The organism is Rhodoplanes elegans, assembly GCF_016653355.1.
Classification (GTDB): domain Bacteria; phylum Pseudomonadota; class Alphaproteobacteria; order Rhizobiales; family Xanthobacteraceae; genus Rhodoplanes; species Rhodoplanes elegans.
Genome location: NZ_NHSK01000076.1, coordinates 188,726 through 199,253, shown reverse-complemented (window position 1 = coordinate 199,253; position 10,528 = coordinate 188,726). Strand labels below are relative to the sequence as shown.

Here is a 10,528-nt window from a genome sequence, read left to right as displayed (position 1 = left end):
TGGCGGGCCGGGTCGCCGCCTCGGTGACGGCGTCGGCCATCAGGCGGCCGAAGCAGGCATAGCCCCAGTCGTTCATGTGCAGCCCGTCCGGATCGATGAAGGTGTCGATCGGGATGCTCTCGGTCTCGTGCCAGCGCTTCATCACGGCGAAGCGGGGGAACAGGTCGGCGTGCCCCTCGCGCGCCATCGTGGCCAGCAGGGCGACCATCTCGGCCGCGTGAGGCTTGGCCAGCACGGCGGGGGCGTATTGCGGGTCGATCAGCACCACGTCGATGCCGAGGCGGCGCAGGCGGGCGATGCCGTCGGTCACCAGGGTGCGCACGTCGTCGAGCGAGTGCCCGCGCAGCAGTGCATTGGTGCCGGTCTGCCAGATCACGAGGTCCGGCTGCTCGGCCAGCACGCTCGCCTCGAAGCGGGCCAGCATCTCCCGGACGTCCTCGCCGTTGACGCCGCGATTGAGTACCCGCAAGGGTTGCTCCGGCAGCGTCTCGTGCAGGCGGGCCTCCATCCGGCTCGGATAGGAGGCGGCGGGCCCGCTCGCGCCCGCGCCGGCGGTCGACGACGAGCCGAGCGCCACGATGGTGAGCGGCTGCCGGCGGGCGATCTTCTGCGCCGTCCGGGTCAGCCGGTCGGCGAAGCGGGTGAGGTCCGACTGCGACCGGCACGGCGGCGCCCCGTCGGAGGCGGCGGCGGGCAGGGCGAGACCGAAGGGCGAGAGGAGGAGCGCGGCGAGGACTGTGCTGCGCATCCGAGCGAGGCGGGACACCATCATGGCCGATCGTTTGCTTTCCGTTCCTCTCTTGTCAAGGCGACCCCGTCGAGGATCAGCCTTGCGAGAAGCTTGCCGAAGCACGCGTGTACCCGCTCGGCCATGTCCATTTTCTTAGTGACGGTCGTCAGATCGAAGATACCGGCCTCGTTCCAGTGCTTCATGACCGCAAATCGGTCGAAGAGGTTGACGGAATGCTGCAGGGCGACGAACCGCATCGCGTCCGCGTAGGCATTCACCGCGATCATCGACTCGGTGCGCGGGCTGAACTGCATGTTCATCAGCATCACGTCGGCGCCGCCCTTCTGCAGCGCCTCGGTGCCTTCCTCCAGGGCGATGCGGAAGTCCTCCGGGTCGACGCCGCGGATCGCGTCGGCGGTGCCGGACTGCCAGATCACCAGCGCCGGCTTCTTGTCGGCGAGGATCGCCGGGATGGCGGCCTGCATCTCGGCGGCGCTCTGCTTGGGCTTGGCGAAGGTGCTCACCGTCACGGTCACGCCGGGCAGGGCGGCCTTCAGCGCCGCCTCAAGCGGCCCCGGATAGGCCTTGCCGGCGCCCGCCGGGCCGGCGAGCGCCGAGGAGGCGCTGCCCAGGACGGCGATCTCGAGCGTCTTTGCGGCGATCGCGTCGGCCACACGCGGCATCGCGAAATCCGCCTGCACCAGGCCGTCCGGCACCTGGCACGCGGCCTCCGGCTCGGCCAGCACGGGGCCGGCGAGCAGCATGGCGAGGAGGGCGAGGACCGCGCGGGTCATGACGAGCTCCCGGCCGGCCCGGTGCTCGACGTGGCCCGCGACCCGGCGTGGCGGCCCTCGATCAGCTTGTACCAGGACATAACGGCCGCCGCTCCAATCATAACCATAACCCCGGCGACGCTGACAATGATCTGCATCGCGATTCCGTCCGACAGCTCCGCCATCGCGAAATGCGCCGCGAAGGCGAGGAACACGCCGAGGCAGAAGATCTCGAGCGAGTGCTGACCGCAGACCACGGCCGGCCGCGCCCAGCGCGACTTCAGGGCCGGCCAGTCACGCGGAACGAAACGCACCGCCAGCGCGGCGAGGGCGAAGAAATGGGCGACCCGCAGGACGTCGAGATTGGTCTTGTCGATCGGGTACATCCACTCGGCCACGGCCTTCGGGACGAAGCGGGTCCACGGCGGCACGTACCAGGTCAGCACGACGGCGAACGAGACGGCCAGGTAGGCGATCGCCAGCGCCACCACCCAGGGCGAGCGGATGAAGCCGCCGATGCGGTCGATCCCGCCGAGCGCACACCAAGCGCCGAAGCAGAACAGGAGCTGCCAGGCGAACGGGTTGAACACCCAGTGGCCGCTCGGATAGGCGGGCAGATTGATGCCGAACTCCCAGGCCAGCGCGTAGATCGCGACGGTGACGAACAGCGCGACGGTCGGGGCGCGGAGCGTCAACCAGACATAGGGCGGGAAGAACGCCAGCAGCACGATGTAGAGCGGCAGCACGTCCATGTTGGCCGGCTTGAACTTGAGCAGCAGGGCCTGGACGAGCGTCACGTCCGGCTGCCGCAGGAACTCGAACACGCCCATCTCTTCGGCGTAGAGCGGGTTCTCGAAGCTCGCCGCGACATAGGCGATCTCGGCCATGTAGATGGTGAACAGGAACACGTGGGCGACGTAGACCTGCCAGGCGCGGCGCAGAATCCGGGCCGAGGCGACCAGGAAGCCGCGCTCCTGCATGGTGGCGCCGTAGACGAAGGCGGCCGTGTAGCCGGAAATGAAGACGAAGATCTCGGTGGCGTCGCTGAAGCCGTAGTTCCGGATGGTGATCCAGCTCACCACGTTCGACGGGATGTGGTCGAGGAAGATCAGCCAGAGCGCGAGACCGCGGAAGAGGTCGAGGCGCAGATCGCGTCCGCCGGCTGTCGACATGAGTCCGTCCCGAGTCCGTCCCGGATCGGCGGCGACCCGCGCCGGGTCGCCGCGCCGTCCGCATAGCACGAGCCCCGGCTTATTGCGATGCAATGGGGCGAAGCGACGGCGGCTCGGCTCGTGCGTCGGACGGACGCGCGTCCGGGGGGGGGCCGGACGGTGCGGCGGCGCGACGGTTCGTCCCCGGCGGCCGAGCGGGTATAACGGTCCGGAGCCGACCACGGACCCGCATCCTGCCGCGAGGAGCCCATGTTCATCACCCGGACCCGCGACATCGAGGTGAAGGTGACGCCGCGCTTCCTGCCGGAGCGCTCGTCCGCCGACAAGCGGTATTACTTCTGGTCCTACACGATCGAGATCACCAATCACGGCGACGCGACCGTGCAGCTCGAGAGCCGCCACTGGCGCATCACCGATGCGCTCGGCCGTGTCCAGGAGGTGCGCGGCGCCGGCGTGGTCGGCGAGCAGCCCGTGCTCGCGCCCGGCGCCAGCTACGAGTACACCAGCGGGGTGCCGCTGACGACCGATTCCGGCTTCATGACCGGCAGCTACACGATGGTCGACGAGGCCGGGGAGCGCTTCGACATCGCCATCCCGACCTTCTCGCTCGACCTCCCGCACGCCGCCGCCCGGGTGGTGAACTGAGGGGTTGGACGAGTGTCATGCGCGGGCTTTGGACAAGCGCTTCGTCGTCCCGGGGCGGCGCGTAGCGCCGCGCCCGGGGACCCATACGCCCTGCTTCTCGTGAGCCACCGACACCGGGGGTATGGATCCCGGGCTCGCGGACCTGAAGGTCCGCGCCCCGGGATGACGAGTCCGCGATGCTCTCCCATGCGAGCCGAGGAGACGCTTCGGACCGCGCGTCCGCTCAAAAGTGCCCGAGGTCGTAGTCGTCGCAGGAGCAGCCGAACTGGTCGAGGGCGTCCTGGAGATGGTCCGGCAGCATCGGCTTCGAGAGCAGGTAGTCGGCGGTGCGCTTGTTGTGGGCGCGGGCCGCCTCGGCGCGCAGATCGTCCCAGTCGTCGAGCGCGCCGTCGCCGCGGCCGAGCCAGGTGAGGGCGACCAAGTCGACCTGTTCGTCCTGATTGAGGGAGCGGATGAACGCCTTGAGCTCGCGATAGGTCGGGTCGTCGCGGCGGGCGTCGAGCGCCGACCAGCTGGACTCGTCCGCGTCGTCGTCGCTGTCGGTGGCGACGTCCTGAACCTCGAACTCGCGCGCCTTCATGATGACGTAGCAGACCTTTTCGGGCGAGATGGTCAGGGCAGGCGCGGTGATCATGGTTGGCGTCCTCGTGCGGCCGAGCCCATGTCGACGTCGAAACCGGCCCTCACCCTCCGTCTGCTTCGCCGACAGCATCGACCGCTTGCAACCTGTGGAAAGCTTATGACCGGGCGCCGCGCGGGCCTTGATTTGCGTCAAGCAGCCGGCGCGTCTGCGGCTGCGCGCCGCGGGGCACGGCCCTGCCGGTCCGGGGATTGACGCGCGGTCGCGACTGCCGCCACCCTGCGCGCCTCGACGCGCGATCGTCCCGACAGCACAGATCCCCGACAGCACACACATTCCCGACAGCACACAGATAGGCGGCGTACGCCGCCGGAGGCGAGGCATGAAGAGAACCTATCGGGTCGCCGTGATCCCGGGCGACGGCATCGGCAAGGAGGTGGTGCCGGAGGGCGTCCGCGTCCTCGAGAAGGTCGCCAAGCGGCACGGCTTCGCGCTCCAGCTCGACTGGTTCGACTTCTCCTCGTGCGACTACTATCTGAAGCACGGCCGCATGATGCCGGAGGACTGGAAGGAGCGGATCGGCGGCCACGACGCGATCTTCTTCGGCGCCGTCGGCTGGCCCGCGGTGGTGCCCGACCACGTCTCGCTGTGGGGCTCGCTGCTCCTGTTCCGGCGCGACTTCGACCAGTACGTCAACCTGCGGCCGGTCAAGCTGATGCCGGGCGTGCCCTGTCCGCTCGCCGGCCGCCAGCCCGGCGACATCGACTTCTATGTCGTGCGCGAGAACACCGAGGGCGAGTACTCCTCGATCGGCGGCAAGATGTTTCCCGGCACCGAGCGCGAGTTCGTCGTGCAGGAGACCGTGATGACCCGCACCGGCATCGATCGGGTGCTGAAATACGCCTTCGAGCTCGCCCGCCGCCGCCCGAAGCGCCATCTCACGTCCGCCACCAAGTCGAACGGCATCTCGATCACCATGCCGTACTGGGACGAGCGCGTGGAGGAGATGGCCAAGGCCTATCCGGACGTGCGCTGGGACAAGTATCACATCGATATTCTCACGGCGAACTTCGTGCTGCATCCGGACTGGTTCGACGTCGTCGTCGCCTCGAATCTGTTCGGCGACATCCTGTCCGATCTCGGCCCGGCCTGCGCCGGCACGATCGGCATCGCGGCGGCCGCCAACATCAATCCGGAGCGCACCTTCCCGTCGGTGTTCGAGCCCGTGCACGGCTCGGCGCCCGACATCGCGGGTCAGGGCATCGCCAATCCGATCGGCCAGATCTGGTCGGGCGCCATGATGCTCGACCATCTCGGCGAGGGCGAAGCCGCCGCCGCGGTGCTGACCGCGATCGAGAAGGTGCTGGCCGAAAAGACGCTGCGCACCCGGGATCTGGGCGGCAACGCCGACACGGTCGCCTGCGGCAAGGCGATCGCCGAGATGATTTGATCGCGGTCGTTACGGAGAGCCGGCATCCCCCTTCCGTCGCAGGCCAGCTCGGGCACATGACCCGACGAATGGGCCGGCCGAATACGGAGGATGGTGCGGGCGTCCTCTGACGGTACGGCGAGCACGGCGCGGCTCCCTCTCCCCGGCGGGGAGAGGGGTGGGGTGAGAGGGTGCCGACGCCGATGGGATTAATCCAGAGGTCGGCACCCCCTCACCCGACGCGCTCCGCGCGTCGACCTCTCCCCGCTGGGGAGAGGTGATAACGAGGTCACGGACCGCTCCGCTCACACCCCGTTCGGCTCGCCGCCCGGCTCGTCGGGGGCGTCGCGCCAGCGGCGGACCGTGCCGGTGTCGATGTCGAACAGGTCGAGCACGCGGCCGACCGTGTGGTCGATCATCTCCTCGATCGACGCGGGCTTTGCATACATGGCGGGCACCGGCGGATAGACGATGGCGCCCATCTCGGTGACGGCCGCCATGTTGCGGATGTGGCCGAGATGGAGCGGCGTCTCGCGCGCCACGAGCACCAGGCGGCGGCGCTCCTTCAGCACCACGTCGGCGGCGCGCGGCAGCAGCGAGCCGGTGATGCCGTTGGCGATCTCGGCGAGCGTGCGCATCGAGCACGGGCAGACGATCATGCCGCTGGTGCGGAACGAGCCCGACGAGATCGCCGCGCCGATGTCGTTGGTCGCGTACCACACGTCGGCGAGCGCCTGCAGGTCGGCCAGCGTGCGGTCGGTCTCGAGCGCCAGCGTCACCTTGGCGGCGCTGGAGACGACCACATGGGTCTCGACGTCGACGGCGCGCAGGATCTCCAGGAGCCGCAGCCCGTAGACGATGCCGGAGGCGCCGCTGATCCCGACGATCAAGCGGCGCGGCGTCGTTGTCATGCGGGTCTCCTGTGGCGGGCCGGCGGCGTCGTGACGCGGGCGGCGGCGACCGGCGGGTGACGCGGTCGCGCGGGGGCGGGGCGGTACGAGGGCCGGCCGCGCGGGCGGCATCGGCCGGAGGCCGACAGCTAGCGCAGTTCGGGTGACGATTCATCTCCCGAATCACGCCTGCCGCGGTATCATGACGCCGAGCCTGCGCGCGGGCCGCGTGATCGCGGCGCATTCGCGCCGTTGGTCGGCGCAGGCCGCTTGCATCGCGCGTGCGACGGTGCGTGCGAGGGGACGCCAGTTTGCCGTCCCTTTACCAAATTCTCAGGGTTGGGATGCAGTGTCGATCGGCGGCGGACACGGTTTCCGCCTTGTTGCTGCCCTAACTTCTTCCCAGATGATCGGCAAGATCGGGCGTGAATTCGAGGGGGACGAGTCTTTTGCGCGCAACCTGTCTGATCCTGTTGGCCGCCGGCGTCGGCGTGTCCTCGCTGGCCACGTCCACGGTCGATGCCACGGCCCAGACCTATCCGGGCGCCTATCGGACGCCGGGCACCTACGCGGCCCCGGGCCCGTACGGGTCCGCGCCCGTCATGGACGAGGACGACGAGGTCGCGACCTATCCGGGCGCGCCGCAGCGTCCGGCGGGTGGCGCCTACGGGGGCGGCGACCTCAGCGGCCATCCGGCCGCGGCGCCGGTGCCCTACGAGACCCGGCCCCTGCCGCCCCCCGGCCAAGCCGATTATTCGCGCGGTACTGCTCCCGCCTATCGGGACGGCACGCCCTATCGCGAGCCGCCGCAGCCCGCGCCGTACCGTGACACCTTTGCGCCGCCGCAAGGCCAGATGCCGCGCTACGCCGCGCCGGCCCCGGCCGATGGACCGCTGCCGCTGCGTCCGCCCGGCGAGATCGCCGGCCAGGCACCCGTCGGTCAGCCGGGGATCGGCCAGCCGCCGATGGGAGGCCAGGGCTATGCCACGGCCGCGCCGCCCGCGGGTTACGGCGCCCAGCAGGCTCCGGGCTATGGCGCGCAGCCCGGCTACGGCGTCCAGCCGGGGGCCGGCTACGGCGCCGCGCCGCCCGCCTACGGGTCGCAGCCCGGCTACGGCGCGCCCGCCTACGGCCGCCCGGCCGAGGCCGATCGCGCCCCGGTCGGCAGCATCCCGCCGGGCACGGCGCCGCAGGGCGGCGCCGGCAACCAGGCCTACGCCGCGCTGGGGCCCGACTACCAGCCCGAGACGGAGCGCAAGGAGCTGCCGCCGCAGTTCAAGCGCCAGCTGGTCGACTACCAGACCACCGAGCCGGCCGGCACCATCGTGGTCGACACGCCGAACACCTACCTCTACCTCGTGCTCGGCAACGGCAAGGCGATGCGCTACGGCATCGGCGTCGGCCGCGAGGGCTTCACCTGGACCGGCGTCGAGCGCGTCAGCCGCATGGCGGAATGGCCGGACTGGCACCCGCCGGCCGAGATGATCGAGCGCCAGCCCTACCTGCCGCGCTTCATGGCCGGCGGCGAGAGCAACCCGATGGGCGCCCGCGCCCTCTACCTCGGCAAGACCGTCTACCGCATCCACGGCACCAACCAGCCGTCCACCATCGGCAGCTTCGTGTCGTCGGGCTGCATCCGGCTGGTCAACGAGGACATCGAGGACCTGTATCGCCGGGTCGGCGTCGGCACTCGCGTGGTGGTGAAGCCGAAGGCTTCGTCGGGCGCCGTGCAGACCCCGCCGGCCGGGCCGCAGCGGCCGCGCGCCGCTGGTCTGCCGCAGGTGATCCGCTGACGGTCCACGCCGCACGTTGATCGAGGACGTACGGCCGGGGGATCCCCCGGCCGTTGTCGTATCCGGGATACGGGTCCGGAATACTGGGCGGCGGCGATTGACGGGCCGGGGGCGCCGCAGCACCATCGCGGCGAGGGGGACGACAGGATGAGACGCGCGATCACGGGTTTTGCCGGGCTGGCCGTCGCGGCCGCGCTCGGCGGCTGCGTGACCACCTCGACGACGGCCCCGAACACGGCGCCGCTCGAGCTCGGGATGACGCCGCAGGCGGCCTCGATCGCGCTCGGCGTGCCGCTCGAGCCGGTCGCCGGTCAGGGCGCGTCGCGCACCTATGTGGCGCGGCTGCCGGCCGCGACCCCCGGCCTCACTCCGGTCGACGGCCTCGTCTGGCTGCAGTTCCGCGCCGGCCGGCTGACCGGCTTCAAGCGCGACTGGCACATGGGTCCGGGCCCGACCCGGCCGTTCTGACCAGGGCCTCCGGCAACCCGTCCTATTTCCGCCCGAGCGAGCGGCTGAGCCCGAGATAGACGCCGGACCCGCCGCCGGAGCCGCCGCTATCGGGCCGGCCACCGGCCCGATAGCCGCCCTTGAGCGTCACCCGGTCGTCGACGTCGTAGCCTACCCCGAGCCCTTCGAGATGAAGGCGTCGCTTCTGCGCCGTCGCGGCCGCGCGCGATCCGGGCGCTGCCCGTTCCGTGACCGTCCCCGGCGTGGTCGCCAGAACCGAGAAGTCCGGCTGCGACGGTTGGGCCAGAACCGCGCCGGCACCGGCCGGCAGGGCGAGCCCGAGAACCGCGGCTACCACCCAAGCTCGGACCATGCGGGCCTCCTGCGTTCGGCGTCTGCGTCGCTCCTGCTACGGTCGTACCGACCCGGACCTTCGCGCCGCCGCGCCCGGGCGCGGCGCCGAAGGAAAGTCGCGGGCGCGGCGTATCAGGCCAGAAGCACGACCGATCAGGGGGTCGGAGGGCGATGGAGAACGACGCCGACGAGGGGCTCGTCGCGCAGGTCGCCGCCGGCGACCGGCTCGCCTTTCGTCGTCTCATGGAGCGTCACATGCCGCTCGCCGTCCGGGTCGCCCAGCGGGTGACCGGCAATGCCGCCGACGCCGACGACATCGCCCAGGAGGCGTTCCTGCGGGTATGGACGCGGGCCGGCTCGTTCGATCCGACCAAGGCGCGCTTCACCACCTGGCTCTACCGGATCGTCACCAATCTCGCGATCGACCAGCGTCGCCGGCCGCTGCACGCCGATCTGGAGCTGGCCGCCGAGGTGGCGGACGGCGAGCCGGGTCCGCACGCCACCCTCGAGGCCCGCGAGGAGCGGCGCGCCGTCGACGCGGCGATCGCGGCGCTGCCGGCCCGGCAGCGCGCCGCCGTGGTGCTGTTCCACATGGAGGGCCTGAGCGGCCGCGAGGCGGCGGCCGTGCTGGAGCTCTCCGAGAAGGCGTTCGAGTCGCTGCTGATCCGCGGCCGCGCCGCCATGAAGGCGGCGTGCCGGCCGCGCGCAGAAACTGCCGGGAGGATACCGTGACGTTCACCGAGTTCCGCCGTCTGGCCGAGACCTATGGCGGCGATGTCGAGCGCTGGCCGCAGGAGACGCGGGCGGCCGCCCGCGCGATCGCCCGCACGGCGGAGGGCACCGTGCTGCTCGCCGTCGAGCGCCGGCTCGATCTGATGCTGGAAGAGGCGCCGGAGGTCACCCGCCGGCGCGCCGACGACCTCGCCTTCGCGGTGATGCAGCGGCTCGGGGGCGCGCCGTCGGGTCGCGCCTTCGGTGCGACGGGGCGCGCCCGCTGGCGCTGGCTGGTGCCGGCCGCGAGCCTGGCCTGCTCGCTGCTCGTCGGCGTGTCGCTCGCCCGCGAGCTGCCCTACCGGGCCGGCCCTCCGCCGGCCGCCGTCATCCTCGCCATGGCGGTCGGCGCCGGCACGGTTCCGAACGATCTGGAGCTCCCATGACCAAGGTGTCGCGTCTCGTCGGACTTGCGCCGCGGATCCGGGGCCTGCACGTCGCGCTGCTCGCCTCGCTCTGTCTCAACGTCACGCTCGGCAGCTACGTCGCCGCCCAGTGGCTGGCGCCGCGGCCGATCATCGGGGCGGCACCGGGCGCGCCGGCCCGCCTGGTCGAGGCGATCGCCGACCGGCTGCCGGACGACGACGCGGCGCGGCTGCGCCGCCTCTACGACGTGCGCAAGCCGGCCGTCGCGGAGGCACAGGCCGCGTACGAGCAGGCGCTGCGCAACGCGATCCTCAAGCTCGCCGATCCGCAGCTCGACGTCGCGGCCTTCCGGGCCGCCGTGACCGAGGCGCGCGACAAGCGGGTCGCCATCGGCGACATCGTCATCGACGCCGTGGTCGAGGCCGCCGTCCAGATTCCGCCGCAGGCCCGCGAGGCGCTGGTCGGCCGGGTGCGCCGACGATTCTGATCACGTCGCCGGCGATCGCGGACACGCGGATCGCGAGATCGAACCTGCGCCGCGAAGGAAACCGGGCGCGTCGTCGTAGCAGAGCAAACGG

At 71.3% G+C, this 10,528-nt stretch carries 13 protein-coding genes; 7 read left to right on the top strand and 6 right to left on the bottom strand.

What is annotated here, in order from left to right:
• The 3 genes from CCR97_RS10440 to CCR97_RS10430 form a co-directional block, all read right to left on the bottom strand.
• The coding region (locus tag CCR97_RS10440; protein ID WP_201159474.1) for an SGNH/GDSL hydrolase family protein at positions 1-772 on the bottom strand (772 nt) is incomplete at its 3' end.
• Positions 769-1,494: an SGNH/GDSL hydrolase family protein gene (locus CCR97_RS10435; protein WP_244670356.1), complete on the bottom strand. Its 726-nt coding sequence runs from the start codon at positions 1,492-1,494 to the stop codon at positions 769-771. The genes CCR97_RS10435 and CCR97_RS10440, both read right to left, overlap by 4 nt.
• A gap of 26 nt (positions 1,495-1,520) precedes the next feature.
• Positions 1,521-2,675 (bottom strand): OpgC domain-containing protein, encoded by a 1,155-nt coding sequence (locus CCR97_RS10430; protein ID WP_111358756.1) that lies wholly within the window; start codon positions 2,673-2,675, stop codon positions 1,521-1,523.
• 249 nt (positions 2,676-2,924) lie between these two features.
• Here CCR97_RS10430 and apaG point away from each other — a divergent pair, with 249 nt between their 5' ends.
• On the top strand, positions 2,925-3,320 hold the full coding sequence (apaG, locus tag CCR97_RS10425) for a Co2+/Mg2+ efflux protein ApaG (RefSeq protein ID WP_111358755.1): 396 nt from the start codon (positions 2,925-2,927) through the stop codon (positions 3,318-3,320).
• Between the two features lie 223 nt (positions 3,321-3,543).
• Here the strand turns inward: apaG and CCR97_RS10420 are convergent, their stop codons facing one another.
• Complete coding sequence (locus tag CCR97_RS10420; RefSeq protein WP_111359933.1) at positions 3,544-3,954, bottom strand: DUF3775 domain-containing protein; 411 nt, start codon at positions 3,952-3,954, stop codon at positions 3,544-3,546.
• A 328-nt stretch (positions 3,955-4,282) separates the two neighbouring features.
• Here CCR97_RS10420 and CCR97_RS10415 point away from each other — a divergent pair, with 328 nt between their 5' ends.
• Positions 4,283-5,350, top strand: a complete 1,068-nt coding sequence (locus tag CCR97_RS10415; protein ID WP_111359934.1) for a tartrate dehydrogenase — start codon at positions 4,283-4,285, stop codon at positions 5,348-5,350.
• Positions 5,351-5,634: 284 nt separating this feature from the next.
• Here CCR97_RS10415 and CCR97_RS10410 read toward each other — a convergent pair whose 3' ends face one another.
• Entirely contained in the window at positions 5,635-6,240 is a 606-nt protein-coding gene (locus tag CCR97_RS10410; RefSeq protein WP_111359935.1) for a UbiX family flavin prenyltransferase, read from the bottom strand.
• A 428-nt stretch (positions 6,241-6,668) separates the two neighbouring features.
• Here CCR97_RS10410 and CCR97_RS10405 point away from each other — a divergent pair, with 428 nt between their 5' ends.
• Both CCR97_RS10405 and CCR97_RS10400 read left to right on the top strand, forming a co-directional pair.
• A complete protein-coding gene (locus tag CCR97_RS10405) occupies positions 6,669-8,012 on the top strand; it encodes a L,D-transpeptidase family protein (protein ID WP_244670355.1) in 1,344 nt (447 codons plus the stop codon).
• A 147-nt stretch (positions 8,013-8,159) separates the two neighbouring features.
• On the top strand, positions 8,160-8,480 hold the full coding sequence (locus tag CCR97_RS10400; protein WP_111360523.1) for a hypothetical protein: 321 nt from the start codon (positions 8,160-8,162) through the stop codon (positions 8,478-8,480).
• Positions 8,481-8,502: 22 nt separating this feature from the next.
• Here the strand turns inward: CCR97_RS10400 and CCR97_RS10395 are convergent, their stop codons facing one another.
• Complete coding sequence (locus CCR97_RS10395) at positions 8,503-8,832, bottom strand: hypothetical protein (RefSeq protein ID WP_111360522.1); 330 nt, start codon at positions 8,830-8,832, stop codon at positions 8,503-8,505.
• 152 nt (positions 8,833-8,984) lie between these two features.
• Here CCR97_RS10395 and CCR97_RS10390 point away from each other — a divergent pair, with 152 nt between their 5' ends.
• Genes CCR97_RS10390 through CCR97_RS10380 form a run of 3 tightly spaced genes read left to right on the top strand, consistent with a single transcriptional unit; the run spans position 8,985 to position 10,437 of the window.
• Positions 8,985-9,545, top strand: a complete 561-nt coding sequence (locus CCR97_RS10390; RefSeq protein ID WP_201159473.1) for an RNA polymerase sigma factor — start codon at positions 8,985-8,987, stop codon at positions 9,543-9,545.
• Positions 9,542-9,970 carry a hypothetical protein gene (locus CCR97_RS10385; RefSeq protein ID WP_201159472.1) on the top strand — a complete coding sequence of 143 codons (429 nt, stop codon included), beginning with the start codon at positions 9,542-9,544 and terminating at the stop codon, positions 9,968-9,970. Before CCR97_RS10390 ends, CCR97_RS10385 begins: the two co-directional genes overlap by 4 nt.
• Positions 9,967-10,437: a periplasmic heavy metal sensor gene (locus CCR97_RS10380; protein WP_111360633.1), complete on the top strand. Its 471-nt coding sequence runs from the start codon at positions 9,967-9,969 to the stop codon at positions 10,435-10,437. The genes CCR97_RS10385 and CCR97_RS10380 overlap by 4 nt, the downstream gene beginning before the upstream one ends.
• Positions 10,438-10,528 lie beyond the last annotated feature (91 nt).

What these genes read in the sequence shown, in the direction of transcription:
- CCR97_RS10380 (WP_111360633.1), top strand. Translation starts at nt 9,967, where the DNA reads ATGACCAAGGTGTCGCGTCTCGTCGGACTTGCGCCGCGGATCCGGGGC.
- CCR97_RS10435 (WP_244670356.1), bottom strand. Translation starts at nt 1,494, where the DNA reads ATGCTGCTCGCCGGCCCCGTGCTGGCCGAGCCGGAGGCCGCGTGCCAG.
- CCR97_RS10415 (WP_111359934.1), top strand. Translation starts at nt 4,283, where the DNA reads ATGAAGAGAACCTATCGGGTCGCCGTGATCCCGGGCGACGGCATCGGC.
- CCR97_RS10410 (WP_111359935.1), bottom strand. Translation starts at nt 6,240, where the DNA reads ATGACAACGACGCCGCGCCGCTTGATCGTCGGGATCAGCGGCGCCTCC.
- CCR97_RS10395 (WP_111360522.1), bottom strand. Translation starts at nt 8,832, where the DNA reads ATGGTCCGAGCTTGGGTGGTAGCCGCGGTTCTCGGGCTCGCCCTGCCG.
- CCR97_RS10400 (WP_111360523.1), top strand. Translation starts at nt 8,160, where the DNA reads ATGAGACGCGCGATCACGGGTTTTGCCGGGCTGGCCGTCGCGGCCGCG.
- CCR97_RS10420 (WP_111359933.1), bottom strand. Translation starts at nt 3,954, where the DNA reads ATGATCACCGCGCCTGCCCTGACCATCTCGCCCGAAAAGGTCTGCTAC.
- apaG (WP_111358755.1), top strand. Translation starts at nt 2,925, where the DNA reads ATGTTCATCACCCGGACCCGCGACATCGAGGTGAAGGTGACGCCGCGC.
- CCR97_RS10390 (WP_201159473.1), top strand. Translation starts at nt 8,985, where the DNA reads ATGGAGAACGACGCCGACGAGGGGCTCGTCGCGCAGGTCGCCGCCGGC.
- CCR97_RS10430 (WP_111358756.1), bottom strand. Translation starts at nt 2,675, where the DNA reads ATGTCGACAGCCGGCGGACGCGATCTGCGCCTCGACCTCTTCCGCGGT.